The organism is Streptomyces sp. NPDC034111, assembly GCF_055575375.1.
This window is the reverse complement of the sequence record NZ_JBVIST010000002.1, coordinates 107,034-132,508: the sequence shown is the minus strand read 5'-3', so window position 1 is coordinate 132,508 and position 25,475 is coordinate 107,034. Positions and strand designations below refer to the sequence as shown.

The window sequence follows — 25,475 nt, the reverse complement described above, 5'->3', positions numbered from 1 at the left end:
GATCTTCCCGTTGCTCACGGTCCGGCGGGCCCCAGCACCAGGCTTCCGTTGTGCCCGCCGAAGCCGAACGAATTGGACAGCACGGGCCCCGGCGTCCAGGGGCGCGGCGCCGCCCGTACCAGGTCGGTGCCGGGCGCCAGCCCAGGGTCCGGATCGGCCAGGCCCTGGACGGGCGGGATCAGACGGTGGGCCATCGACAGCACCGCGGCCACGGCCTCCAGTGCGCCACTGGCCCCGAAGACGTGGCCCGTTGATCCCTTGACGGAGGTGACCGGAGGCCCCTCGCTCCCGAAGACCCGCGCCAGTGCCCTGGACTCGGCGAGGTCGCCCTGGAGCGTGCCGGTGCCGTGCGCGCTGATCTGCGCGATGTCGGACGGGGCCAGCGCCGCGTCCCGCAGGGCCAGTTGCATGCACCGGGCGGCGCTGGAGCCGTCGGGGAGCGGCACCGTCACATCGTGGGCGTCGGCGGTGCTCGCCGCGCCGAGCACCTCGGCGAGCACCCTGGCGCCCCGCGCCCCGGCGGTATCCGCCGCCTCCAGCACCAGCGCGGCCGCTCCCTCGCCGACGGTGAAGCCGTCACGGTCACGGTCGAAGGGCCGGGTGCGGCCGGTGGCCGACAGCGCGCGCATGTTCTTGAAGCCCGCGAGGACCGTGCCGTACGCGGCGGCCTCGGTGGCGCCGGTGAGGACGGTGTCGCAGACGCCGTACGCGATCAGCCGTGCTGCCGAGGCGAGGGCGTGCGTACCGGAGGCGCAGGCGGTGGTCAGTGTCTCGCAGGGCCCTTGCCAGCCGAGCCGCTGGGAGACCGCGGCGGCCGCCGCGTTGGGCATGATCATCGGTACGACGAAGGGCGAGACCCGTTTGTCACCGCGCGCCTCGCGCAGCAGGGACTGCTGCTCCATCGTGGACACCCCGGCCAGCGCGGTGCCGAGCACCACACCCGCGTGCTCCGGTCCGCTCCGCGCGGTCAGCGCCTTCGCACCGCCGGCGTCGGCCACCGCCAATTCGGCCGCGGCCACCGCGAACTGGGTACAGCGGTCGGTGTGCCGGACCTCGGCCCGGCTCATCCAGGGCGCGGGGTCCCAGTCGTCCATCGGACGGTGCCCCGGTGGTGCGGGGGCGAGCAGATCCCCCCACAGGGCCGCGCAGCCGGCGCCCGCGGCCGTGACGCTGCCCAGGCCCGTGACGACCACCCGCCGGCCGCCCTTCATAACTGCCCACGTACCAGGTCGCAGGCGTCGCGAACGGTCCGTACCGACTCGACGCCGGAATCGGGCAGATCGACACCGAAGGATTCCTCGAGTGCCATGACCAGTTCCACCAGGGTCAGACTGGTGGCCCCCAGGTGATCCGTGAAGACCGCCTCCGCGGTCACCTCTTCCGGCTTGACCTGTAACACCTCGACGGCACAGGCCCGTACTCTCTCGAAAACGTCATCGGTCATCCGCCACGGCCTCCCCAAGAACGCCCTTTTCGGGCCCGCGCGGACGGAGTTTACCGCTCCCCGCGTTGCCTGTCTGTGGCGCTTTGACCTGCATATACGGGGGCACACCGGGCGCTGGCCGGGCGGCGGCGCCGGACCCCGGGGAGGTGGGGCCGACGCCGCCGCCGGTCCGCCGGATCAGCGCTGGACGCGCGCCCGGCGCCGCATGGCGAGGATGACTCCGCCGCCCGCGGCGAGCAGTGTCACCGCAACTCCGGTCAGCACACCGGCGTTCGACCCGGTCTCGGCGAGGTTGCCGTCGCCGGGCGTGGCCGACGCGCTGGGCTTCGCCGACGGGCCGGGCTGCGCGCTACTGGTGTCCGACGCCGACGGGGAGCCGGAGGTGGAGGGCTTTCCCGGCTCGGACGCCGTGGAGCTCGGGGACGCCGATTCGGACGCGGACGCCGACGGAGTCGGGCCGGTGCCGTTCTCGTCCGCGCAGTCCACCCAGAACACCTTGTGCTTGGCGGCGCCCTTCTCGCCGTCGAAGTTCCAGTACAGCTTGTAGTGACCGTCCGGCAGCTTCTGGTCCTCGGTGCGGCCGTGTCCGTCCGCGTCGAGGGTGATGGAGCCGGAGTCGGCGGTCTTGTCCTTGGTGCCGGTCGGCGGCCACTCGGCGATCCGCCAGTCCACCTTCTGGAGGCCGTCGAAACCGAAGGCGTCCAGGTAGAAGGTGCAGACGTGCGGCTCGTTCTTCTTCAGCGCCTCGCCGGTCCGGGCATCGTGGATCTTGACCGTGCCGTTGTCGCCGGGGGTGTTGTGCGCGTACGCGGCCGTGGGCAGCAGCAAGGTTGCCGCCAGGGCCGCGGACGCCGCGCAGACTGAGCTGAGGGTGCGCATGGGCGTGTTCCCGCCTCAAAGTGATGGAGTTTGAGAGTGACACGTGGGGGGAGGAGGAAAGATTCCAGCCAGTCCCACCGGTCCGTCAAGGCCCTTCACACCCCATGCGTCTCATTCGACGGCAACTGTCCCAACAAGTCGGAGATAACGATCCGACACGACGGCCCTGTGGAGGGCGCCCAGGGGCCGCGGCTCAGGCGTCCGCCTCTAGGGGGGTCTCTCTAAGTGAGCGCGTGCTGGCCCCAGAACGGGCGGACCCGCCGGCCGGGCGTCGCGGTCCGGTGTGAACGGGCTGTGCCGGACGCTATGCGCGGTCCGCGGGTGCGGTGCCCGGTCCGTGGGTCGGGGCGCCGGTGCGCAGGCCGTCCATGACGAGGTCGAGGAGGCGTCCGGCGCGCGGCTGCCAGTCGCTGTGCGGGTCGATCTGCCAGAGGCCGGCGATGGCGAGCACGAAGTCGTCGGGGGTCACTCCCGGGCGGATGGTGCCGGCCTCCTCGTTCGCCTTGAGCAGGAGGGCGACGGCCGAGGTCACCGGGCCGTGGCCCAGTCCGGCGAGGCTGCCGTGTGCGGTGGCCTTCCGCATCGCGTCGGCCAGTCCTGCCTTGGCCATGGCGTACTGGGCGAGGCGGTCCATCCACTCCCGGAGGGCCCGGTCGGGTGCGCGGGTCTCCAGGAGCTGGGCCGCGGTGTCGGAGACCTGCTGGACCTCGTAGCGGTAGACCTCCAGCACGAGGGCTTCGCGGTTGGGGAAGTTGCGGTAGAACGTGCCCTGTCCGACGCCCGCCTTCTTCGCGATCGCGCTCAGCGGGGCGTCGGCCGAGCGGGTCAGCTCCGCCAGGGCCACTTCCAGGATGCGCTCGCGATTCCGTTGCGCGTCCGAGCGCAGTGGCGCTTCCTTCTTCTGTTGCACTCGTCCTCCTTCCGGGAATCACGGCTGGGCCGGTCTTGCTAACCGGACAACTGTCCGGTAGATTTGACACCAGCGGACAGCTGTCCGCTTAGGCCCACCATAGCGGCAGATGCAGCCGGCGTGGATGACCGGTGGCCACCGCTTCCGGCCTCTCGCCTCCGCAGCCGCCGCCGGCGCCCAAGCTGACGCCGCTCCCCACTCAGCGCCAACTCCGTACGAACTGTCCGCCGGAATCGTCTCGTCCGACCGCACGCTCCGGAAGGCCGGGGGTCGCTCGACTTCCAGGTCGACCACCCGGTATCAGGCCCGCGCCCCGACGCCCGCCGCGCACCGCATACGCGAAAGAAGGCTGACCATGGCCCTATCGACGTCCAGCGCCATCACCCTGAACATCAACGGCGAGAAGCACACGCTGCCCGTCGACCACCGCACCACTCTGCTCGACGCCCTGCGTGAGCGCCTTGATCTGACCGGTACCAAAAAGGGCTGTGACCATGGCCAGTGCGGTGCTTGTACGGTGCTGATGGACGGCCGCAGGGCCCTGTCCTGCCTGCAACTCGCGGTGGCCGCGGAGGACCGGGCGATCACCACCATCGAGGGGGTGGCGGACGGGGAGCGGCTGCACCCGGTGCAGCAGGCCTTCCTCGACCTCGACGGCTACCAGTGCGGCTACTGCACACCGGGCCAGATCTGTTCGGCCATCGCGGTGATCGAGGAGCATGCGGCGGGCTGGCCCAGCGCCGCGACCGCCGACATACGGCCAGAGGCGGGACCGCCTCCGCTCACCGCCGACGAGATCCGGGAGCGGATGAGCGGCAACCTCTGCCGGTGCGGCGCCTATGTGTCGATCGTGCAGGCGGTCGCGCAGGCGGCGGAGGCCGAGGCGCAGCAGGACGGCGGGGCCTGTGCCACCGCCGGCCCGACCGGTACGGAGGAAGCGGCGTGAGGGAATTCGGCTATCAGCGGGCGTCCGATGTCGCCGGGGCGGTCGCCCTGCTCGGCGCGGGTCCCGATGCGCGGGCGCTCGGCGGCGGCACCAACCTCGTCGACCTGATGAAGTCCGGGGTGGAGCGGCCCGCGCTGCTCGTCGATGTACGGGAACTTCCGCTGGACCACATCGAATTGACGGCGGAGGGTGGTCTGCGCATCGGCGCGACGGTCACCAACAGCGACCTCGCCGCACACCCCGAGGTCCGGCGCCGCTATCCGGCGCTGGCGCAGGCCGTCCTGGCCGGCGCCTCCGGCCAGCTGCGCAATATGGCCACGGTCGGCGGAAATCTGCTCCAGCGGACCCGCTGCGGCTACTTCACCGACCCGGCCAAGCCGTGCAACAGGCGCGCCCCGGGCAGCGGCTGCCCCGCCATCGAGGGCGACCACCACAACCATGCGATCCTCGGCGCCTCCGAGCACTGTGTGGCCATCCACCCCTCGGACATGGGGGTGGCGCTCGCCGCCTTCGACGCCGTCGTGTCGTACGAAACGGCCGACGGTCCGGGGGAGTTGCCGTTCGCCGACTTCTATCTGCCCGTGGGGGACACCCCGCACCTGGAGACCGCGCTGCCGGCCGGCGCGCTGATCACCGGCCTCACCCTGCCGCCGGCACCGGTCGCCGCCCACTCCCGCTACCGGAAGGTGCGCGAGCGCGCCTCGTACGCCTTCGCCATCGGCTCGCTCGCCGCCGCCCTCGACGTCCAGGACGGAGCCGTACGCGAAGTCCGCCTCGCCTTCGGGGCGGTGGCGTCCCGGCCGTGGCGGGCCCGGGAGGCCGAACGGGTCCTGACCGGGGGGCCGGCGAACGCTGAGGCGTTCGCCGCCGCCGCGGACGCCGAACTGGCAGCCGCCGAGGCGCTGCCCCACAACGGATACAAGGTGACGCTGATGCGCAACCTCGTCACGGCCCTGCTGACCGAGCTCACCGAGGAGGCCGCCCGATGACCACCACGACCACGGGAACCACCGCGGTACGGGGCGCCGTCGGCGCCGCACACACCCGGGTGGAGGGCCTGGCCAAGGTCACCGGAGCGGCCCGCTACGCAGGCGAGATACCCTTCGCCGAACTCGCCCACGGCTGGCTGGTGTTGTCGACCATCGCCCGCGGCCGCATCCGGACCGTGGAGTCCGAAGCCGTACGCGCGATGCCCGGAGTCCTCACCGTCCTGCACCACGGCAACGCCCCGCGCGTCGACGTGGACTATGTGGGCACACTGGGGCGGCCCGACCCGGTCGTCGGGCTCTTCCAGCACGATCAGGTGCCGTATGCGGGCTGGCCCGTGGCGCTGGTCGTCGCCGAGACCTCCGAGCAGGCGCGCGAGGCCGCCGAGGCGCTGGTGGTCCAGTACGACGAGGAGCCGCACGACGTCGAGTTCTTCGCCGGACGGCCCGGTTCGTACACGCCGGAGTCGCCCAGTGCCCAGGTGACGAAGGGGGACCTGGAGGCCGAACTCGCCGCGTCCGCCGTCGTCGTGGACGCGGAGTACACCACCCCCGAGGAGCACCACAGCTCGCTGGAGCCGCACGCCGCGACGGCCCGCTGGGAGGACGGCCGCCTGGAGGTCGTCGACTCCAACCAGGGCAGCATGTGGGTCGCGCAGGAGCTCGCCAAGCTGTTCTCCCTTGACCCGGCCTCGGTGCGGGTGCGCTCCGAACACGTCGGCGGCGCCTTCGGTTCCAAGGGCGTACGCCCCCACCAGGTGGCCGCCGCACTGGCCGCGACCGTCCTCCAGCGCCCCGTCAGGGTCGCCCTGACCCGCCGGCAGATGTTCTCGCTCGTCGGCTACCGCAGCCCCACGGTGCAGCGCGTCAGGCTCGGTGCCGACGCCGACGGACGGCTGCGCGCCCTGGACCACCAGGCCCAGAACCTCACCTCGACCGTCCACGAATTCATCGAGACCAGCGCCGACCTGGGGCGGGTGCTGTACGACGCCGATGCGCACCACACCGTCAACCGCGTCGTACGGCTCGATGTGCCGACGCCGACCTGGATGCGTGCGCCGGGCGAGGCGCCGGGCTCGTTCGCCCTGGAGTCCGCGCTCGACGAACTCGCCGAGAAGTGCGGTGTGGACCCGATCGCGCTGCGGGCACGCAACGAACCGGCCGTCGGGCCGGTCTCCGGGCTGCCGTTCAGCAGCCGCAATCTGCTGGGCTGCTTCGAGGAGGGGGCCCGCAGGTTCGGCTGGTCCGAGCGGGACCCGCGTCCCGGGCTGCGCCGCGAGGGGCGCTGGCTGCTCGGGACCGGCACGGCGGCGGCCACCTACTCGTCGGGGGTCATCCCGTCCACGGCGTCCGTGACGGCCGAGGCGGACGGTACGTTCACGGTACGGATCACCGCGGCGGACGTCGGGACCGGGGCGCGCACCGCGCTGACCCTGATCGCCGCGGACGCCCTGGAGGTGGCGCCGGAGCGCATCCGGGTGCGGATCGCGGACAGCGACTTCGGCCCGGCGTGGATCGCGGGCGGCTCGATGGGCACCCGCTCCTGGGGCTGGGCGGTCACGGCCGCGGTGGCCGAGCTGCGCGAGCAACTGGCCCTGGGCGGCGACATTCCGCCGCAGGGCATCACGGTCCGGTCGGACACCTCCGCGGCCGTCAGCGAGCTGGCGCAGCAGGAACGGCACTCGTTCGGCGCGCAGTTCGCCGAGGTCGCCGTCGACGCCACCACCGGCGAGGTACGGGTACGGCGGATGCTCGGCATCTTCGCCGCAGGCCGCATCATCAACCCGCTGACCGCGCGCAGCCAGTTCCTCGGCGGCATGACCTGGGGCATCTCCATGGCGCTGCACGAAGAGGCGGGCCGGGACCCGGCCTCGGGCGCCCATGTCGGCGCGGACTTCGCGCACTACCACTTCGCCGCGAACGCCGACGTTCCGCTCATCGAGGCCGACTGGGTGGACGACCCCATGCCGGGCGACCCCGTCGGGATCAAGGGCATAGGCGAGATAGGGATCGTGGGAGCCGCGGCGGCGATCGCCAACGCGGTCTGGCACGCGACCGGCGTCCGCCACCGCCGGCTGCCGATCCGGCCCGACCGGGTCCTCGGTGCGGGAACGGCACCGGGAGGCGACCGGGATGCTTGACATCGCCGACGAGCTGAACCGATGGGCCGAGGAGGGGCGGGACTTCGCCGTCGCCACCGTCGTGGCCGTGGGCGGCAGTGCGCCGCGCCGGCCCGGCGCCGCCCTGGCCGTCGACGGCCAGGGCACGGCCATCGGCTCGGTCTCCGGCGGCTGTGTCGAGGGCGCGGTGTACGACCTGTGCGTCGAGGCCCTGCGGGACGGCAAGGCGGTGCGCGAACGGTTCGGCTACAGCGATGAGGACGCCTTCGCCGTGGGACTGACCTGCGGTGGCGTCATCGAGGTCCTGGTGGTGCCGGTGCGGGCGGATGCGCCCGGCAGGGCGGTGTGCGCGGCGGCGCTGTCGGCCGCCGCCCGAGGCGGGACGGCGGCCCTCGCCCGCGTGGCCCAGGGACCGGCCGAACTCCTCGGCAGGGCGCTGCTCGTGCACCCCGACGGCTCGTACGAAGGTGAACTCGGCGGACCTCCGGAGCTGGACCGCACGGTGGTGGGCGAGGCCCGCGCCCTGTTGAACGCCGGGCGCACCGGAACGTTCGACCTCTCGGAGGGCGGAGCGCGCTGCGGCACCGCCCTCACCCTGTTCGTCGAGTCGAGCGTGCCGCCGCCCCGCATGATCGTCTTCGGTGCGGTCGACTTCGCCGCGGCGCTGGTGCGTACCGGAAAGTTCCTCGGCTACCACGTCACCGTGTGCGATGCCCGCTCCGTATTCGCCACCAGGGCGCGCTTCCCCGAGGCCGACGACATCGTGGTCGACTGGCCGCACCGCTACCTCCAGCGCACCGGGACCGACAGCCGTACGGTCCTGTGCGTGCTCACCCACGACGCCAAGTTCGACGTCCCCCTGCTGGAGGTGGCCCTGCGGCTGCCGGTCGCGTTCGTCGGCGCGATGGGCTCGCGCCGCACCCATGAGGACCGTCACCGCAGGCTCCGCGAGGCCGGCCTCACCGAACGCGAACTGGCCCGGCTCCGCTCCCCGATCGGCCTCGACCTCGGTGCCCGTACTCCCGAGGAGACCGCCCTGTCGATCGCGGCCGAGATCGTCGCGGCCCGGCAGGGCGGTACCGGCCGGCCGCTGACCGGCTCCGGGACACCGATCCACCACGACACGGACGAGGGGGGCACCGGCCCGGCCGGGTCCTCCGCGGCGGCCTGAGCCGCACGGAACGACCTGAGCCGCAGGGAACGAACTGCCCTGGATAGGGCCAGTCCGCAGGGGCGTGAGTTTCTACGGCCGTTCAAGTGCGGGAGCCACTAGCGGAGTGCGGTGGCTTCCAGCCCCAAGTGGTGAGCATGCCGGGGGAGAGGGCGGCGCACTCCCCTGCGGAGAGGGCCTCCAGAGCCCGCTCGAACTGTGCCTCGTCCACCTGACCCGTCGCCAGGATCGCCCCCCGTGTCCGCTGCCAGGTGTCCGCCCAGAAGCGGCTGATCGGGCTGTCGGTGAGCAGCGGAGGCACATGGATCTCGGCGGCCACGGGGCGCAGTCCTTCCTCCTGGAGGAGGTAAGGGCAGTCGGGCACCCAGGAGATGTCGGTGCCGATCGACTCCCGGAGTGCTTGCCACATCGCGCGCATGACCTTGGTGTACGGGGTTGCCGGTGCCGAGGCGGTCGTGAGGTCGACCGCATCGCTGAGCACCAGCACACCACCGGGGACGAGCAGCGAACTCAGCTTGGCGATCAGGCGGCGCCAGCAGCGCAGATGCATCAGGACGAAGCGGGCGTGCACGAGGTGGAAGCGGCCGGGGTCGAAGTGCGGTGCGGTGATGTCGGCGGTCTGGGCCACCAGACCCGTCGTGCCGCCGCCGGTGAGGAACCGGGTGTCACGGTCCACGGCGAGCACGGAGGTGACATCCGCCGAATCCAGCAGCCATCGCGCGACGGTGCCGGTCCCGGCGCCCACCTCGAGGCAGTGCCAGCCGGGACCGGCTCCCAGCGCCGCCAGCCGGGCGGTGCTCACCGCGTCGTAGGCGAGCGCGCCCAGATCGATGCGGTCGGCCTCGCCGGTCTCCTCCGGGCGGAAGGCGTCCTCGCCGTAACGCCCGGCATCCCCATGCCGCACCTTTCCAGTATGACGGGGAGGGTCAGGGCTTTCCTGCCGGAGCGAACGGCGCCGGTCGTGAGGGCGGCGCCGGGTGCGGGGTGCGCCCGCGGGGCCGGGTGCGTCGGCGACGCAGGCGCAGCAGCAGGTGCAGGACGGCCAGCAGGGCGGCGGTGGCCAGTGCGCTGTGCCACAGCAGGTCGTCCAGACGGTGCGCCGCGAGATAGGCGCCCGCGGCGACCGCAGCCAGCGCGCACACCGCCCGGTCGACCAGGCTCTCGATCGACAGCAGGGTGGCGCGGGGTGCGCCCGCCGGGATGGCGTCGTTCATCAGCTTGCGCTGGAGCGGATAGGCGAAGCCGGTGACCGCGGCGAACAGGCAGAGCAGGGCCATCGCGGTCCAGGGGCCGCCGAGCGTGAGGCCCGCCAGGGCCGCCGCCATCGCGAGGCTGAGCAGCGACACCCACGCCACCGGGGAGAACCGCGTGGTGAGCCACTGCGGACGGGCCGAGGCCACCGCCTCCGCGAGGGTCATGGCGGCCAGCACACCGCCATGGGCGTTCTCCGCGATGCCCTGGTCCAGCAGCACCGGCTGGAACAGGTTGACCTGGCAGATGCGGGAGAGGGTGAAGACGGCGACGCCCTGCACCATGACCAGCGCGAGCCAGGGCGTGGTACGGACCCAGCGCAGCGCCGCCGTGGTGTTGTGGAGGAAGGTGAGGCCGCGGCGGCCCGGACCCGGGCGGCTGTGGACGGCGGGACGCGCCGTGGACAGGCGGGGCAGCGCCACGGCGCAGAGGAGGGAGCCGCCGGCGCTCACCGCGCTCAGCACATACGGCGCGGAGTGCGCAACGGCCATCAACGGGCCGACCAGCGGCCAGCAGAGCACCTTCGCGGCCAGACCCAGCGCCCGGGCCTGGCCCTCGGCCTTCAGATAGTGCGCGTCCGCGCCCTCGGCCCGCAGGCCGTCGTAGAGGTAGGCGCTGGCGGCACCGGAGGTCAGGGAGCGGCCGGCCGCGATGAGCAGGAAGTGGACGAGGAAGCCGGTGTAGCTGGGGGTGAGGACCGGGGCCAGGTTGGCCGCGGTCATCACGACGGCGCCGGCCCGCAGGCAGTTGCGGGTGCCGAGGCGGTCGGCCACCAGTCCGGTCGGGATCTCGAAGAGACAGAACGCGAGGTAGTAGATGCTCTGGATGCCGAAGATCTGTCCGTCGGTCAGGCCCGCCTGCCGCTGGTAGGCGTAGAACACCGGCATCCACCACAACAGGTTGAACAGGAGCTGGAAGCCGTTGTTGAGCCGGATGAGGCGGCGGGCCCGCGGCGACGGGGGCCCGCCCTGCGGTGCGCGGGCGCGCCGTCGGCCGGTGAGGTGGCGGCTCACCGCGCGTAGGGGCGGATCTGGACCAGGTGGAAGTGACCCTGATCGGTCATCAGCCATTCGATGTCCAGCGGTCCTTCGACGTCCTCGTCGCTGAAGTGGGACTGCAACAGCCGTCCGGCAAGGGCCAGTTGGGCCAGCCGGCCCCGGGTGCCGGCCGGCAGGTCCGTGCCGGCCGAGCCGAGCGCGACGGTGCGGCCGCCGCCCTCGACCGTGTTGTAGAGGTACTGGAGCGGCAGTGTGGTGCCGTCGACGACGGTCTCGGGTGAGCCGGGGGAGCAGTTGAGGTAGACGTTGCGGAAGTCCGCCCGCCGGGTCGGGTTGCAGGTCACCAGTACGCCACCGAGATCCGCGGACGCATACCGCTGGACGATCACCCCCATATAGGTGTCGTCGAGCGAGATGCCCGCCTGATGACGCAGCCGGACGCTGCGCGGCGACACCAGGGACGCCCACACCTGGCGTACCGCGTCCAGGAGTTCGTCCGGACCGTGCACCGTGGTCACCGAGTCGTAGACACCCGCCGCTGAGAACCCGGGCAGGTCCTCGGCGTTGGAGGAGGACCGCACCACGAGACGGCCGCCGGCGTCCGCACCGGCGGGCAGCGCCCCCAGGATCTGGCGGCCCACCTCGTCGGGCATCGGGGCGTGCCGGATGAGGTGCTGGAGCTGGAGACAGAGCGCGTCCACCGCCTCGGCCGCGTCGAGTTCCAGCGCCATCTTCAGCTTGCCGATGCCCTGCTGTACGGCGGGGGAGGAGGTCAGGAAGCGGTGCTGGAGGGCGAAGGGCAGGGCGATGCCGTCGGGGGCGGCGACGGTGCTGCGGACGAACGCGAGGGCGGCGGCGCGCAGTTCGTCGCCCCGCGTGGCCGGGGCGGCGCCCAGCCGGGCCGCGAGGTGGGCATAGAGGTCGGCCCGGGGCGGCCGCTGCCGTCCGTAGAAGGCGGTCAGGTCGGCGGTGCGGCCGGCGAGGACGTGATGGAGCTCGCCGAGGTGGGCCGCCTTGGTGCCGTAGCGGTCCTGGTCGGTGCGGCGCAGCCGGTGCAGGGGCAGCGCCGCCGCGTCCTCCAGCAGCGGGGTGCGCAGCCGGATCCGGTGCTGGTGCCACACCGGTGCCTCGGCTGCCGGCGGCTGGGCGAGCCGTACGAGGGTGATGTCGTCGTCCCGCACCTCGTAGCGGACCCAGGCGCCGTCCAGGTCGTCCGTCCCGAGGAGCCGGTCCAGGTCGCGGACGATCGCATTGGGGATGCCCCAGCCGGAGGCGAGGACATTGGTGTGCGAGAGCGGGGTGCTGGGCGCGGTGTTGATGAAACCGGCGACCCGCGGTACGTCGTCGGGCAGACACGGCATGGCCACGATGTCGGACCAGCCGAGGGTGCCGGCCTCGGCCGTGTACTCCTCGACGTCCCGGAAGTGGCGCAGCCGGCCGACGGCCTCGCCCGGGTTGAGCGGGGTCCGGGCGCGGTTGCCGAAGAGCTCATGGCTGAGGATCCGCGGCACCCGGACGTCGCTGATCGCGGCGAGTTCGTGCTCCTGCCCGTGGTTCGCCGGCTTCAGCAGCAGCGGCAGCCGGCCGTCGAGACGGTGCCGGACGAAGGTGTAGAACTCCTCCAGCAGTGGGCCGTTCATGGTGTCGGCCTCGGTCGTCTCCAGGACGAGGAAGGGCCGCTCCCGGCCGTCGGTGGCGGTGTCGGTGTGCAAGGAGAGCACGCCCAGCAGGAACCGGCGCTCGGGGTCCATGTAGACCGAGGCGTTGAAGGCGTCCAGGCACGAGTCCAGCGCGGCGAGATCCATGCCCAGGATCCGGGTGGCGATGTAGTCGACGTGGAAGGGGTGGACGGCCGTGTCGAGCAGGTGCCAGGTCTCCTCGGTGCGGTCCACCACGACCTTGAGGTAGGGGTGACCGGCCAGCGTGCCGGACAGGGTGCGGAAGAGGGGGAGGGAGAGGTGCTCCCCCACGGTCGTCCGGTCGGGGACGGGGCGCGGTGCGCCGGCGGACAGGGCGGCGGTGGTCATGGTGCTCATGCGTGCGCCTCCGTGGTACCGGTCGTCGGGAGAGCGGGGAGGATGCGGGGCAGGGCGTCGATCAGGGTGCGCAGGTCGCGCAGCACGGTCCCGGGGTCGTCGGCGGACAACTGGCACAGCGCCGCCATCGTGTTGGCGCCCGCGGCCGGGTCGTAGACCGGTACCGGGGCCCCGTCCGGGAGCGAGTTCTCGGCCACCACGGACAGTCGGCTGCCGGGGCTGAGCGGTACGCCGTCCCGGACGACCGGGAAGTCCCAGCGCCGGCGGTCCGGCCAGGCGTCACCGGCCCCGTCCACGGCCAGCACGACCAGCGAGCCGGCCGCGGCGCGTGCCTCCTGCGGGGTACGGGCCTCGGCGGGCCAGGAGACCGGACGCCCCAGCAGATGGTCGACGAGCATGCCGATGAGGTCCAGGCCGAAGACCTCCTCGATCTGCGGGACGGTCATCGCGCCGCCGAACCGTGCGGCGGTCTCGATCACCCACATCCGGCCGTCCGCACCGAGCTTGATCTCGGTGTGCGTACCGCAGTTCTCCAGCCCCAGCGCGTCGACGGCCTCGCGGGCGAGGTCCACCACCCGGCGCTGGGCGTCGTCCGGCAGTGCGGCCGGGGTGATGCCGCCGCGTTCGGTGAACGGCTCCACCGTCGGCATCCGGCCACTGAGAGAGACCGGGCGGAACGCGCCATCGACGACGACGCCCTCGACGCTGACGTAGTCGCCCCAGCCCTCCTGCTCGAACCAGCCGTCCGCGGTGCCCGGCACGATCTCCTCGACGAGGAAGTCGGCCCCGGCCCCGGCCACATGGAGCTCGGCGTAGCCCAGCTCGGCGGATGCGTCCATCACCTCCCGCGCCCGCTGCCAGGCCGCCGGTACGTCGTCGGCGGAGCGGATGATCCGGTGCGCGGTGGAGCCCGCGCTCCAGGCGGCCTTCAGTAACAGGGGGAGGCGGAGCGCGGCGGCCGCGTCGCGCAGCTCCCCTTCGTCGGCCACCGGCCGGAACCGCGGCTGGGATATGCCCTGTTGACTCCAGGTGCGGCGCATCAGCCGCTTGTCGCGGGCGAGCGCACAGGCGCCGCCGGCACCGGGCAGGCCCAGCTTCTCGCAGGCCTCGGCGACCGCGACGACGGCGTACTCGGAGAAGGTGATCACCGCGTCCGCGCCCACGGCCTGGGCCCTGGCCACGATCAGGGACACCAGATCGCCCCGCTCGGGCCCGGCGGCGGTCAGCACCGAGGCACACTGTCGCCCGGCGGACTCGGCGACGGCGGGCGGCAGCGTGCTGAGCGCCAGCAGGTGCACTGCCGATCGCGCGGCGACCCGTGACAGGGCATACCCCAAGGGCGGACCGCCCTTGGCATACACAAACAGCACCGTGCTCACTGGAATCCGACTCCTCTGCAAGGCGGGGATGGGGGCCGTCGGAACGGCCGGTGACGCCGGTACCCGATGTCCGGACGCCCTCCCTCCAGAGAACCAGCCGGGCGGCCTCCGGATCGCCTCGGCGGACGGCAAACCCTCAGGCAAATGCCTGAGTTGTGGAGTTCGCCGCTCCGCTGTGAAGGTTCCGTGATGCCGTATGGCGCGCCCCGGCCCGCAGATCGGCCGAGAACCGGGCATACGGCGTGGCGGCCGGGGATACGCATGGCGGTGGCGAGCCGTGCGCACCCGTTGAACTCTTCATCACAGAGAGGCCGTCGTGGACGAGACCGGTCTGAAGTCGCTGCTCCAACACCTTCCGGTGTCCTGGTGGGAGGCCGACCGAGAGCTACGGGTCATCGACAGCGGGGGAGGGGCGTTCGACGACACCCGCACGGCACAGCGCTTCCTCGACACCGTCTGCCGGGAGCAGCCCGCCCCGGCCGCCCCGGCCGGAAACCGCCACTGGCAGGCGCAGTTCGACGGCCGGATCTTCGATGTGAACTGGCCGCTCGACCCGCCCCGCCCCGACCGCACCCGCGGGATGGCGGTGGAAATCGGCCCCGGTCCTGCCACCGCCCCCCGCCGCTACGACGCCTTCGCCGACCTCGCCCCCGCCGCGGCCTTCATACGGGACGCCAACGGGCGCTACCTCTGGGCGAACCACGCCTACGCCCATCTGTACGGCACCACTCCGGAGCGCGTCATCGGCAAGTACGTGCGTGAGGTCGACGCCCCGGTCGACGCCGCCCAGGTGCTGGCGCTGGACCAGGAGGTGCTCGCCCGCGGCAAACCGGTGCGGCACACCCTCACCTACCACCGCTCGGACGGCACCAGCGGGCACGCGGCCGGCCACCGCTTCCCCGTACGCGAGGGGACCGAGACCTGTGTGGCCGGCATCTATATCGACATCAGCGACTACACCCACGCACTGCATCAGCGCCGGGAGGCCGAGGACAACCTGTACGCGCTGCGCGACCACAGCGGGCTGCCGTGCGCCCTGATCTCCGCGGGCGGCAGGATCCTTCAGGCGAGCGCGGCGGCCGCCGAACTGCTCCAGACCCGGCTCTCGGACCTCGTCGGCCGCCGGGCGCACACCCTGCTGGCGCCGGCCCCGGAATTACCGGGGCTCGCACGGAACTGGCACGCCCTGGTGGCCCGTCGCAGCCGGCGGATCCAGACCTCCGCGGTCCTGGTCGACGGCCGCGGCCGGCAGCGCCGCGCCCGGCTGCACCTCACGACCGTGGGCCGGGGCCCCGCCCGCGCCGCCAGCGTCTGGGCGGTGGTCACCCACCAGAGCCTCGCCCATGAGGCCCACCCGCCCTTGACGGCCAGTCAGGTCCGGATCCTGTCCCTGCTCGCGGCCGGCCGCAGCAACGGGGAGATCGCCACCTCGCTGCGCCTCTCACGGCAGACCGTCGACTACCACCTCAGCCGGCTGCGGGACCTGCTGGCCGCCCCGACCAGATGCGCCCTGGTGGCGCGCGCCTATGTGCTGGGCATCCTCGCGCCGCAGACCTGGCCGCCGCGCTCGGCGACGGCCGGCCATCCGCACAGCGCCACCTGACGGGCGGCGCCGCTGCGGTCACCTGTGGGCCTCCCCCGCGTCCTGCTCGCGCTGGTCCAGCGAGCGCGCCGGGCCAGGGGCGGGCGCCTCGTAGCGGCGCTCCCCGGCGATCCGCCACCAGATCCAGGCCAGCGACAGTACGACGAGCAGCGCGACCGGCGCGTAGTTGAAGGTCGCGAGGGACAACAGGCCGGTGCTGGGCCGGCGGGTCTGCGGCAGGCAGAACAGCACGGTGACGAAGGCCACCCAGACCACGGCGAGGCAACCGACCGGTACCCCCCACCGGCCCAGGTTCCACGGACCGGGCCGGAAGCGGCGCCGGTGCCGCAGACGCAGGTAGACCGGGATCGCATAGGCGGGGGTGATGCCGATGACGTTGATGCTGGTGATCGCCGCGTACGCGGTCGGGCTGAACAGGCTCGGCACGGCGAGCAGCGCGGCGGCCCCGACGGCCAGCGCCACCGCGTTCCTCGGGGTGCCGGTGCCGGGGTGCACCCGGCGCCACAGCCCGGAGCCGGGCAGTGCGCCGTCCCGGCTGAAGGCGAACACCATCCGGGAGGCCGCGGCGGTCTCCGCATTGCCGCAGAACAGCTGGGCGACGATGACGACCAGTAACAGCGCCTTGGCACCGGCCGGCCCGAGGGCGTCCAGGAAGATCTGGGCGGGCGGAACTCCGGTAGGGGTGGCGCGCGTTGCGCCGTAGTCCTGGATGGCGAAGGTGAGCCCGGCCAGCAGCACGAAGCCGGCCACCCACGACCAGCCGATCGCCCGCATGATGCCGCGGGCGGCGGAGACCTGGGCGTCGGTGGTCTCCTCCGACAGATGTGCGGAGGCGTCGTAGCCGCTGAAGGTGTACTGCGCCAGCAGCAGGCCGATCAGCGTGACGTACAGGGAGGAGGACCAGCCGGTGTGGTTGGCGAAGGCGCCGAAGACGAAGGACACCGGCCGGTGGTGCGCGGGCACGAGCGCCAGGGCGCCGACGATCAGGGCGACGCCGGCCAGATGCCACCAGACGCTGACCGAGTTGAGGACGCTGACGAGCCGGACGCCCCCCAGGTTCACCGCGCCGTGCAGGGCCAGGATGATCAGGTAGAGGGCCATGGTCCTGCCCTCGGTCGGCTCGAACCCGAACTGAAGGTTCAGGAAAGCGCCGGTGAAGAGCGCGGCTCCGTAGTCGATGCCGGCGATCGCGCCCAGCAGTCCGAGCAGATTCAGCCAGCCGGTGTACCAGCCGGCCTTACGGCCGCCGAGCCGCTCCGCCTGGTAGTACAGCGCCCCGGACGTGGGGTAGGCGGAGGTCACCTCGGCCAGCCCCGCGCCGACGCACAGCACCATCAGGCCGACGGCGACCCAGCCCCACATCATCACCGCCGGGCCGCCCGTGGTCAGGCCGAAGCCGTACAGGGTCAGACAGCCGGACAGGACGCTGATCACGGAGAAGCTGATGGCGAAATTGCCGAACGCCCCCATACGGCGGGAGAGCACCGGCTCATAGCCGAGCTCGCGCAGGTAGCGGTCGTCGTCGGTGCGACGGTCGGACGAGGGACGGCGGGACGGGCCAGGGCGGTGCACGGAACAACGACCTCCAGGAGGCAGGAACCGGTTCGGGCACTGCGTTTCCTGCCCGTCCGCGGAAGCCGTCAGACCGCGGCGGACATGGACATGCCGGTTTGTTGACGGAGCGACAAGAGCGCTCGACGGAGGGTGTGATGCCGGTCTCAGCCCGGTGGAGGCTCCCCCTCAGCGATTACGACTGGTGATCAATTCTGGCTATAGTGTTATCAGTTGAGTGCGCGGGGGTTGCGACTCCGGTGTCGCTCAGCTCATGGCTTTATTGCCGCCTTCAGTGGGTGAGGTAAGCCGACAGCTGTCGTCCCTGCCGTGCCGCATCCCACGCGCTTCCGTAGTCCCCCACGATTGAGGATGCTGATGGTAGGTACTGCGTCGTCACCCGGAAGCTCTCATTCCGGCTCCGTTGCGGCGTGGTCGGCACCCCCCGCCGTGACGGCCGCGGCCACGGCGGTGACCGGAGTGCTGGTGCCGGCCGCGGCCACCGGGGCGGTGATCTGGTGCGGTGTGGTCGCCACCGGGATCATCGCCCTCGTGTCGGCGGCCGCCGCCCGCAGCAGCCGCGCCCTGTCCGAACTGCGCGCCGCCTCCGCGGAGCGGGAGGCACAGCTCCTCCGCCATCTCCAGCAGCAGGAAGCGGCCACCATCCGCCTGGCCGAGCAGCAACTGCCGGCGGCGGTCAGCAGGCTCCAGGAGGGCGAGTTCGCCGAGGACGTTCTGCTGTCGCTGTCCGTCGCGGACGGTGGGCTCAGCCCCCAGTTCCGGGCGGCGCACGAGGCGCTGCTGCGCTCGGTCGTCGAGGCGGTGCAGGCCGAGGAGACCATGCGCGATTCCGCGCAGCGCGGTGTGGTGAACGTCGCCCGCCGGGTCCAGGCCATCGTGCACCAGCAGGCGACGGACCTGCGCGCCATGGAGGACCGGCACGGCCAGGAGCCGGCGTTCTTCGCCGATCTGCTCCGGCTCGACCACGGCACGGCCCTCATCGGCCGGCTCGCGGACAGCATCGCCGTCCTCAGTGGAGCCCGGCCGGGCCGTCAGTGGAGCAAGCCGGTGCCGCTCTACAGCGTGCTGCGCGGCGCCATGTCCCGGATCCTCGACTACCAGCGCGTGGAGCTGCACTCCGTCGCCGAGGTCGCGGTCGTCGGTCCGGCCGTCGAACCGCTCATCCACGCACTGGCCGAGCTGCTGGACAACGCCACCCGGTACTCCCCGCCCAAGACCCGGGTCCATCTGACCGCGGTCGAGGTGCACATGGGCATCGCCATCGAGATCGAGGACGGCGGCATCGGCCTCAGCGAGGAGGCCCGGGCCCGCGCCGAGCGGATGCTGAACGAGGCCCGCGCCGGTATCGACCTCAAGGACCTGGGCGAATCGCCGCGGCTGGGACTCGCCGTGGTCGGCCGACTGGCCCGGGCGTACGACTTCCAGGTCTCGCTGCCGCCCTCGGCGTACGGCGGTGTGCGCGCCGTACTCACCGTGCCGAAGGGCTCGATCACCACCGCGCCCGCCCCTGGCAGGGCGCACGGCATCGGCGCCGCCTCCGGCCCGCGCTCGGCACCCCGCCGCTCCGCGCCGCCGGCCCCCGCGGCCGCCGAGCGGACGGCGCACGAGCTGCCCGCGCGCCGGACCGTCACGGAGGACACCGGCTCGTTCGCCACGGCCGGTGCGGACCGGGCCGAGGAGCAGACAACCGGGACCGAGGTCACGGCCAGCGGGCTGCCGCAGCGGCGCCGGCGGGCGCCGAACCCGGCCCGCAAGAAGGTCCCCACCGGGCCCGGCCCGGCGGCGATCGCACACGAGGAACCGGCGCCCGGCGTCTGGATGGCCGAGCTGCACAGTGGCCTCTCCGGCGAGAGGCCGACATCGGCACCCGCCCGGACCAGCAACGACACGTCAGACAAGGGTGAGTAACCGATGTATCAGCGCGCGGACATGGACTGGATGCTCAAGGACCTCGCGGAGAGCGTCCCCCAGACCCGTCACATCGTGGTGTTGTCGTCGGACGGCCTGTGCATGGCCCGGTACGACACCAGCCCGGACACCGCAGACCGGATCGCCGCCATCGGTTCCGGACTCCAGAGCCTGTCCGGGGCGGTTGCCACCGAATTCCCGCACAGCGACGGCCGGATGCGGATGGTCGTCATCGAGGTCAGCGGCGGCTTCATGTACCTGATGGCCGCCGGCGCCGGTGCCCATCTGGCCGTGCTCGCCGACGAAGGCGTGGACGCCGGGCTCGTCGGCCAGTGCATGCGCGACCTGGTGGCCCGAATAGGCGCCCATCTCACCAGCCCGCCGCGCGTCGACGGGCGGACGGCGTGAGCGAATCCGACCAGGACTGGGACGCGGGTGGTCCTGAGCGGTTGTACGTGATCACGGGGGGTCGGGCCGGCGCGGAGGAACAGGCCGCGCTCGACCTCGTCACGCTGATCGTCTCCCTGGAGGAATCGCAACCGGGCATGCAGCCCGAACACGCCGCCATCCTCCGGGTCTGCCGTTCGCCGCTGTCCGTCGCGGAGATCTCCGCGCATTTAGCCCTGCCCGCGAGCGTGATCGGCGTGCTGCTCACTGATCTCCTGGCCGACGGGCGGGTGGAGGCCCGCGCACCGGTCTCGCATCTCCCCGACATAGCACTGATTGAGGCGGTTATCGATGGTCTCCAGAAGCTCTGACACGGTCATGGAGCCGCGGCGCGAGGACCAGTTGCCGTCCTCGGCCTCCTCGGCCGTCAAGATCGTGATCGTCGGCGGGTTCGGCGTCGGCAAGACCACGCTCGTCCGCTCGGTGAGTGAGATCCGGCCGCTCACCACCGAGGAGACGATGACCGAGGCCAGCGCCGAGGTCGACGACCTCTCCGGTGTGGAGCGCAAGACGGCGACCACCGTGGCCATGGACTTCGGCCGGATCAGCCTGAACGAGGAACTGGTCCTCTACCTCTTCGGTACGCCCGGCCAGCAGCGGTTCTGGTTCCTGTGGAACGGCCTCTTCGAAGGGGCCCTCGGCGCCATCGTCCTGGTCGACACCCGGCGGCTCGAAGTCAGCTTCGATGTGATCGGCCGTCTCGAAGAGGCCGACGTCCCCTTCGTGATCGCCGTCAACGCCTTCCCCGACGCGGTCTCGTACCCCACCGAGGAGCTGCGCAGCGCACTGGACCTGCCGGAGCAGGTCCCGATCGTGGTCTGCGACGCCCGTCAGCGGACGTCGAGCCGGGACGTCCTGATCACACTGATGCGCCATCTGCGCGACTTCGTCCAGACCCCGGAGCACTCGTGACCGCGAACCACCCCGAGCAGTACGCCGATTACCACCTCGCCCCACCGCCGGGCTGCCCGGCCCACGGCAGCGCCCCCGACGGCCTCTACCGGCTGCACGACGCCGGGATCCAGGACGACCTCGTGGCGGTGTACGAGAAACTGCGCGCCGAGCACGGGCCTGTCGCACCGGTACTGGTCCATGGCAACCTCCCGGCGTGGCTGGTCCTCGGTCACCGCGAGAACCTGGAGGTGCTGCGCACCCCGAGCGTCTTCTCCCGCGACTCACGGCACTGGGCGGACATGGCCCGGGGCCGGGTGCCGGCCGACCATCCGCTGGCGCCGGTCACGACCTGGCAGCCGCTGTGCGTCTTCGTCGACGGCGAGGACCACAAACGGCTCCGCGGTGCGGTCACCGACAGTCTGGGGCGCTTCGAGTCCCGCGGCATCCGGCGTCATGTCACCCGCTTCACCCACCAACTCGTCGACGACTTCGCCGGCACGGGCCGGGCCGACCTCGTGAGCGAGTTCGCCGCCCAGCTCCCACTGCGGGTGATGACCCAGCTGTTCGGCATGCCGGACGACTTCGGACCGAGCCTGGCGGCCGCCGTCCAGGACGTGCTCAACGGCACGCAGACCGCGGTGGCCAGCAACAACTACATCACCGAGACCCTTCAGCAACTGGTCGAGCGGAAGCGCGCCCACCCCGGCCACGACTTCCCCTCCAAGCTGATCGAGCACCCGTCGCGCCTCAGCGACGACGAGATCCGCGAACATCTGCGGCTCATCCTCACCGCGGCGAACGAGACCACGGTCAACCTCATCGCCAACGCCCTGCGGATGGTGCTCACCGACCCGCGCTTCCGCGCGCATCTCACCGGCGGCCATATGACGCTGCCCGATGCGCTGGAACAGGTCATGTGGGACGAGCCGCCGATGATGACGCTGCTGGGGCGCTGGGCGACCAGTGATACCCAGCTGGGCGAACAGACCATCAGGGCGGGGGACATGCTGCTCCTCGGCCTGCGGGCGGCCAACGCGGACCCCGCGATCCGCCCCGACCTGTCCGCACCCGTCCAGGGCAACCGTTCGCATCTCGCCTTCAGCAGCGGTTCGCACGAGTGCCCGGGCCAGCACATCGGCCGCGCGATCGCCGATACGGCCGTCGACACGCTGCTCACCCGGCTCCCCGACCTCCGGCTGGCCGTGCCGGAGACGGAACTTCAGTGGTCCACCTCGCTGATGTACCGCCACCTGGTGGCGCTGCCCGTGCAGTTCACACCAGCGCGCCGATAGCCGCGGACCTTTTTTGTGGTCACGGTGCCGGTCCGGACCGACGGGCGGGCCGGCACCGCAAGAGGACCAACGGGCCGTGAGCAAGGCGACATCGATGAGCCACGACAGGACGGCAACCCTGTCTTAAAGTGATGCTGACGTGGGCAGTGATGCCGAGGAGCACCAATGGGGCGTGTGGGCAAGGACAGCTCACCGCGGCTCCCGTAGAGGAAGGCATCACGTGCCCTTGTCTGACGAAGAGCACCTGGACCGAGCCTGCGGGCACCACTTGGTGTTTCCCTCGAGCCCACCTGGCGGGTTAGGCCCTGCGGACGCGGCGCACTGCGCCAACGGTCCCGTACGCCGGCCCCGAAGGTGTCGCGCGAGAGTGAGCTGATTCCCCCGCAGCCCGGAGACAGCCGCGCGCCACACCCGGCTCCTGGCCAGGCACCGCCCCCCGGCGGCCCCCAACTCGCCTGCCCTTGACGCCTCCGGTGTGCCCAAAGCCGCTGCCCCGGCGCTCTGCCGTCCCGTCCGCATCAGCCCCTTTCCCCCCGTGTGGAGCTTTGATGAACACCAGCACGCCCGTTGCCGACGCCTGGAACCTCTCCGTGGTCGACTCTCCGCCGGGCGCTTCCCTCCCCGCCCTGCTCGCCCGCCGGACGGCGCGTACGCCGATGACCCCGGCGGTGCAGGACGGCGACCGGTGCTACTCCTACCGGGAACTCGACGACTGGTCGCAGTCCATATCAAGGGCCCTGCGCGCCCGGGGCATACGCAGAGGGGAGGCCGTCGCCGTCCTGGGCGTGCGCTCGTGGGAGGCGACGGTGACCATGGCCGGCATCCTGAAGACCGGCGCGGTCTGCGTCCCGGTGGACGCCCACTACCCCTCGGCCCGTTCGGCCGAAATGCTCGCGGACGCCCGGGTGCGGCTGGCCGTGGTGCTTCCCGGCCATGACGCGGCGGTGCCCGCCCAGGGCGCGGCGGTCGAGTGGGCCGCCTTCGACATCCTGCTGAAGGAGGCGCCCGGCCCCTGCGACGACAGCCCGGCGGTCGCGGAGCGAGGGGCCGACGACAGCGCGTACATCCTGTTCACCTCGGGCACCACGGGACGTCCCAAGCCGGTGGTCTTCCCGCACCGCGCGGTGGCCCGGCTCGCGGCCGGGGCGAACCCCTGGTGCGCCGGCCCGGGCAAGCGGGTTCTTCAGACCTTCGGCCTCTCCTTCGACGGCGCCCTCTTCGAGACCTGGGCCACCCTGATCAACGGCGGCTGCCTCGTCGTCGCCGAACGGGATGTGCTGCTGGACCCGGACCGGCTGCGGTCGATGATCCATACGCAGCGCCTCACCCATGCCTTTCTGACCACCAGCCTGTTCCACCACGCGGTACGCACCCATCCGGGCATCTTCGGCTCGCTGGACATGGTGCTGATCGGCGGTGAGGCCATGGACCCGGACCTGACGGCGGCGGTCTGCGCGGCCGGGCGCCCGCGCCACCTCATCAACGGTTACGGGCCCACCGAGGGCGGCATCATGGTCACCGCCCATGACGTCGACCATGTGGCGCCGGGCACCTCCTCCATCCCCATAGGGCGGCCGGTGGCCGAGAGCAGCTGCGTACTGCTGCGGGCCGACGGCAGCCCGGCCGGCTTCGACGAGGAAGCCGAGATCTATATAGGCGGGGCGGGCCTGGCCCTGGGATACCTCGACCGGCCCGCCGAAACCGCCCAGGCCTTCGTCACCCGGGAAACCGCCTCGGGTGAAGCGCTTCGGCTCTACCGCAGCGGCGATCTGGGACGCCGGCGCCCCGACGGCACCCTCGAATTCCTCGGCCGGGCCGACCGGCAGGTCAAGATCCGCGGCTTCCGCATCGAACTGGAGGCGGTGGAGGGCCTGTTGCGGGGGCACCCCGACGTCGCCGAGGCCGCGGTGCTGGTCCGGGGCAACGACGGTATCGGCAAGGGGATCTGCGCCTTCGTCACCCCGGCGAACCCCACCGTACCGCCGGACCCCGCGGAACTGCGCAGCCATCTGTCCGGCCGCCTGCCCGCACATGCCCTGCCCGCCCCGCTCCACCGGCTGGACCGCCTGCCCCTCACGGCCAACGGGAAGACGGACTACGCGGCGCTGCGGGAGCTGGCGGAGTCGGGCCCGGACCCGCGCGCCGCCGAGCAGGACACCACCCACCCGGCCGGCGACGCCCTCGCGGAGATCTGGGCCGAGGTACTGGGGGTGCCGGTCTCCGACCGCACCGACTTCTTCGCCGAGGGTGGCAACTCCCTGCTGGCGGCCCACGCGGTCACCCGCGCCCTCGCCGCCCTCGGCCTCCCGGCGGAGCGCTTCGCACCGCTGCTGCAAGGCCTGCTCGCCACCCCCACCCTCGCCGCGTTCCGTGCGGCGACCCGCAGCGCGCCGGCCGTCCACGACGACCGTACGGAACCGGATTTCGAGGCGGAGGCCAGGCTCGCGCCGCTCCCGCCCGTCGCCCAGGCCCCGGCACCCGGGCCGGCCGGCCCCCGCCACATCCTGCTCACCGGCGCCACCGGCTTCGTCGGAGCGTTCCTGCTCGAACGGCTGCTGCGGGACACCGACGCCACCCTCCACTGCCCGGTGCGCGCGGCCGACGGACCCCAGGCGAGGCGGCGGCTCCACGAGACGATGGCCCGCTACGGCCTCCGGCTCACCGACCCCGACCGGATCCGCCCGATACCCGCCGAACTGGCCCGGCCCGCACTGGGCATGGACCCCGCCGTCTTCGGCCGGCTCGCGGACACCGTCGACCTGGTCCTGCACAACGCGGCGCACGTCAACTTCCTCTACCCCTACCACCAGTTGCGGCAGGCGAACGTGGAAGCGGTCCGCACCCTGGTCCAGCTGGCCGCGCCGCGCCGCATCCCGCTCCACTACGTATCGACCACGGCCGTGCTCGCCGGAAGCGGGGTCGGCGGCGTACGGCACGTCGACGAGAGCACCCCGCTCAGCCACCCCGAACTGCTCAGCATGGGGTACCCCGAGACGAAGTGGGTGGCCGAGCGCATGCTGGGCCACGCCGCCGACGCCGGGCTGCCGGTCACCATCCACCGCCCCTACGAGATCACCGGTCACAGCGGCACCGGCGCCTGGAACACCACCAGTGCCATCTGCGCGGTCTTCGACGCCATCGTGCGGATGGGCATGGCACCCGCGGTCCCGCTGCCGCTCGATCTGGTCCCGGTGGACGCCGTCACCGACGCGATCGTCGGCATCGCCACCCGGCTTCCGCACCTCGGCGGCGTGGTCCACCTGACCAATCCGCGGCCGGCGCTGCTCGGCGACATGGTCGACCGGATGCGGTCCGCCGGGCACCGCATCGACGAGGTGAGCTACGAGCAGTGGACCGACGCCCTCGTCGACCATGTGCACGCCCACCCCACCTCGCCCATCGCCCCGTTCACCCCGCTGTTCCTCACGTCGGCCAAGCAGGCCGACTTCACCGTCAAGGAGATGTACTTCGACACGGTCTTCCCCGAGGTGCGGCGTACCCGCACCGATCAGGTCTGGCCGTCGTGGCGCACCAGCTGCCCGCCGGTGGACGACACCCTGCTCGACGGCTACGTCAGCTGCCTCAAGCGGGCCGGTCTCCTCCTCGGCCGCGGCTGACCCCCTCGCCGTCCGCCCGCAA

20 protein-coding genes are annotated in these 25,475 nt (G+C 72.3%); 11 read left to right on the top strand and 9 right to left on the bottom strand.

The window, feature by feature from the left end; translation table 11 throughout:
* Positions 1–14: 14 nt before the first annotated feature.
* The 4 genes from ACZ55A_RS06340 to ACZ55A_RS06325 all read right to left on the bottom strand — a co-directional run bounded on the left by ACZ55A_RS06340 (position 15) and on the right by ACZ55A_RS06325 (position 3,233).
* A complete protein-coding gene (locus tag ACZ55A_RS06340; RefSeq protein ID WP_468835100.1) occupies positions 15–1,211 on the bottom strand; it encodes a beta-ketoacyl-[acyl-carrier-protein] synthase family protein in 1,197 nt (398 codons plus the stop codon).
* Complete coding sequence (gene acpP, locus ACZ55A_RS06335; protein ID WP_468835097.1) at positions 1,208–1,444, bottom strand: acyl carrier protein; 237 nt, start codon at positions 1,442–1,444, stop codon at positions 1,208–1,210. The genes ACZ55A_RS06340 and acpP overlap by 4 nt, the downstream gene beginning before the upstream one ends.
* A gap of 177 nt (positions 1,445–1,621) precedes the next feature.
* Positions 1,622–2,323 (bottom strand): LPXTG cell wall anchor domain-containing protein, encoded by a 702-nt coding sequence (locus ACZ55A_RS06330; RefSeq protein ID WP_468835094.1) that lies wholly within the window; start codon positions 2,321–2,323, stop codon positions 1,622–1,624.
* A 304-nt stretch (positions 2,324–2,627) separates the two neighbouring features.
* A complete protein-coding gene (locus ACZ55A_RS06325; RefSeq protein ID WP_468835091.1) occupies positions 2,628–3,233 on the bottom strand; it encodes a TetR/AcrR family transcriptional regulator in 606 nt (201 codons plus the stop codon).
* Positions 3,234–3,588: 355 nt separating this feature from the next.
* Between ACZ55A_RS06325 and ACZ55A_RS06320 the strand changes: the two genes are divergently transcribed.
* The 4 genes from ACZ55A_RS06320 to ACZ55A_RS06305 are packed head-to-tail and all read left to right on the top strand — an operon-like array spanning position 3,589 to position 8,456.
* Entirely contained in the window at positions 3,589–4,179 is a 591-nt protein-coding gene (locus ACZ55A_RS06320; protein WP_468835088.1) for a (2Fe-2S)-binding protein, read from the top strand.
* Positions 4,176–5,168: an FAD binding domain-containing protein gene (locus tag ACZ55A_RS06315; protein ID WP_468835085.1), complete on the top strand. Its 993-nt coding sequence runs from the start codon at positions 4,176–4,178 to the stop codon at positions 5,166–5,168. The genes ACZ55A_RS06320 and ACZ55A_RS06315 overlap by 4 nt, the downstream gene beginning before the upstream one ends.
* Positions 5,165–7,306: a xanthine dehydrogenase family protein molybdopterin-binding subunit gene (locus tag ACZ55A_RS06310; protein ID WP_468835082.1), complete on the top strand. Its 2,142-nt coding sequence runs from the start codon at positions 5,165–5,167 to the stop codon at positions 7,304–7,306. Before ACZ55A_RS06315 ends, ACZ55A_RS06310 begins: the two co-directional genes overlap by 4 nt.
* Positions 7,299–8,456 (top strand): XdhC family protein, encoded by a 1,158-nt coding sequence (locus ACZ55A_RS06305; protein ID WP_468835079.1) that lies wholly within the window; start codon positions 7,299–7,301, stop codon positions 8,454–8,456. The genes ACZ55A_RS06310 and ACZ55A_RS06305 overlap by 8 nt, the downstream gene beginning before the upstream one ends.
* Positions 8,457–8,538: 82 nt before the next feature.
* Here ACZ55A_RS06305 and ACZ55A_RS06300 read toward each other — a convergent pair whose 3' ends face one another.
* Genes ACZ55A_RS06300 through ACZ55A_RS06285 form a run of 4 tightly spaced genes read right to left on the bottom strand, consistent with a single transcriptional unit; the run spans position 8,539 to position 14,120 of the window.
* Positions 8,539–9,360: a class I SAM-dependent methyltransferase gene (locus ACZ55A_RS06300; RefSeq protein WP_468835077.1), complete on the bottom strand. Its 822-nt coding sequence runs from the start codon at positions 9,358–9,360 to the stop codon at positions 8,539–8,541.
* A gap of 22 nt (positions 9,361–9,382) precedes the next feature.
* Entirely contained in the window at positions 9,383–10,720 is a 1,338-nt protein-coding gene (locus tag ACZ55A_RS06295; RefSeq protein ID WP_468835074.1) for an MFS transporter, read from the bottom strand.
* A complete protein-coding gene (locus ACZ55A_RS06290; RefSeq protein WP_468836579.1) occupies positions 10,717–12,732 on the bottom strand; it encodes a PEP/pyruvate-binding domain-containing protein in 2,016 nt (671 codons plus the stop codon). The genes ACZ55A_RS06295 and ACZ55A_RS06290 overlap by 4 nt, the downstream gene beginning before the upstream one ends.
* A 5-nt stretch (positions 12,733–12,737) precedes the next feature.
* A complete protein-coding gene (locus ACZ55A_RS06285; protein ID WP_468835071.1) occupies positions 12,738–14,120 on the bottom strand; it encodes an ATP-grasp domain-containing protein in 1,383 nt (460 codons plus the stop codon).
* Between the two features lie 316 nt (positions 14,121–14,436).
* Between ACZ55A_RS06285 and ACZ55A_RS06280 the strand changes: the two genes are divergently transcribed.
* On the top strand, positions 14,437–15,723 hold the full coding sequence (locus tag ACZ55A_RS06280; RefSeq protein ID WP_468835068.1) for a PAS domain-containing protein: 1,287 nt from the start codon (positions 14,437–14,439) through the stop codon (positions 15,721–15,723).
* 18 nt (positions 15,724–15,741) lie between these two features.
* Here the strand turns inward: ACZ55A_RS06280 and ACZ55A_RS06275 are convergent, their stop codons facing one another.
* Positions 15,742–17,193, bottom strand: coding sequence for an amino acid permease (locus ACZ55A_RS06275; RefSeq protein ID WP_468836577.1), 1,452 nt, complete (start codon positions 17,191–17,193; stop codon positions 15,742–15,744).
* Between the two features lie 459 nt (positions 17,194–17,652).
* Between ACZ55A_RS06275 and ACZ55A_RS06270 the strand changes: the two genes are divergently transcribed.
* The 6 genes from ACZ55A_RS06270 to ACZ55A_RS06245 all read left to right on the top strand — a co-directional run bounded on the left by ACZ55A_RS06270 (position 17,653) and on the right by ACZ55A_RS06245 (position 25,453).
* Positions 17,653–19,203 carry a sensor histidine kinase gene (locus tag ACZ55A_RS06270; protein ID WP_468835065.1) on the top strand — a complete coding sequence of 517 codons (1,551 nt, stop codon included), beginning with the start codon at positions 17,653–17,655 and terminating at the stop codon, positions 19,201–19,203.
* 3 nt (positions 19,204–19,206) lie between these two features.
* Positions 19,207–19,611: a roadblock/LC7 domain-containing protein gene (locus tag ACZ55A_RS06265; RefSeq protein WP_468835062.1), complete on the top strand. Its 405-nt coding sequence runs from the start codon at positions 19,207–19,209 to the stop codon at positions 19,609–19,611.
* Positions 19,608–19,961: a DUF742 domain-containing protein gene (locus ACZ55A_RS06260; protein WP_468835060.1), complete on the top strand. Its 354-nt coding sequence runs from the start codon at positions 19,608–19,610 to the stop codon at positions 19,959–19,961. Before ACZ55A_RS06265 ends, ACZ55A_RS06260 begins: the two co-directional genes overlap by 4 nt.
* A complete protein-coding gene (locus tag ACZ55A_RS06255; protein ID WP_468835057.1) occupies positions 19,942–20,562 on the top strand; it encodes a GTP-binding protein in 621 nt (206 codons plus the stop codon). The genes ACZ55A_RS06260 and ACZ55A_RS06255 overlap by 20 nt, the downstream gene beginning before the upstream one ends.
* Positions 20,559–21,836 carry a cytochrome P450 gene (locus tag ACZ55A_RS06250; protein ID WP_468835054.1) on the top strand — a complete coding sequence of 426 codons (1,278 nt, stop codon included), beginning with the start codon at positions 20,559–20,561 and terminating at the stop codon, positions 21,834–21,836. The genes ACZ55A_RS06255 and ACZ55A_RS06250 overlap by 4 nt, the downstream gene beginning before the upstream one ends.
* Before the next feature lie 548 nt (positions 21,837–22,384).
* Positions 22,385–25,453, top strand: coding sequence for a non-ribosomal peptide synthetase (locus tag ACZ55A_RS06245; protein WP_468835052.1), 3,069 nt, complete (start codon positions 22,385–22,387; stop codon positions 25,451–25,453).
* The last annotated feature ends 22 nt before the right edge of the window (positions 25,454–25,475 follow it).

Excerpts from the sequence above, each read along its gene's own strand:
- ACZ55A_RS06340 (WP_468835100.1), bottom strand. The coding sequence starts at position 1,211 with ATGAAGGGCGGCCGGCGGGTGGTCGTCACGGGCCTGGGCAGCGTCACG.
- acpP (WP_468835097.1), bottom strand. The coding sequence starts at position 1,444 with ATGACCGATGACGTTTTCGAGAGAGTACGGGCCTGTGCCGTCGAGGTG.
- ACZ55A_RS06330 (WP_468835094.1), bottom strand. The coding sequence starts at position 2,323 with ATGCGCACCCTCAGCTCAGTCTGCGCGGCGTCCGCGGCCCTGGCGGCA.
- ACZ55A_RS06320 (WP_468835088.1), top strand. The coding sequence starts at position 3,589 with ATGGCCCTATCGACGTCCAGCGCCATCACCCTGAACATCAACGGCGAG.
- ACZ55A_RS06310 (WP_468835082.1), top strand. The coding sequence starts at position 5,165 with ATGACCACCACGACCACGGGAACCACCGCGGTACGGGGCGCCGTCGGC.
- ACZ55A_RS06305 (WP_468835079.1), top strand. The coding sequence starts at position 7,299 with ATGCTTGACATCGCCGACGAGCTGAACCGATGGGCCGAGGAGGGGCGG.
- ACZ55A_RS06290 (WP_468836579.1), bottom strand. The coding sequence starts at position 12,732 with ATGACCACCGCCGCCCTGTCCGCCGGCGCACCGCGCCCCGTCCCCGAC.
- ACZ55A_RS06275 (WP_468836577.1), bottom strand. The coding sequence starts at position 17,193 with ATGGGGGCGTTCGGCAATTTCGCCATCAGCTTCTCCGTGATCAGCGTC.
- ACZ55A_RS06270 (WP_468835065.1), top strand. The coding sequence starts at position 17,653 with ATGGTAGGTACTGCGTCGTCACCCGGAAGCTCTCATTCCGGCTCCGTT.
- ACZ55A_RS06265 (WP_468835062.1), top strand. The coding sequence starts at position 19,207 with ATGTATCAGCGCGCGGACATGGACTGGATGCTCAAGGACCTCGCGGAG.
- ACZ55A_RS06255 (WP_468835057.1), top strand. The coding sequence starts at position 19,942 with ATGGTCTCCAGAAGCTCTGACACGGTCATGGAGCCGCGGCGCGAGGAC.
- ACZ55A_RS06245 (WP_468835052.1), top strand. The coding sequence starts at position 22,385 with ATGAACACCAGCACGCCCGTTGCCGACGCCTGGAACCTCTCCGTGGTC.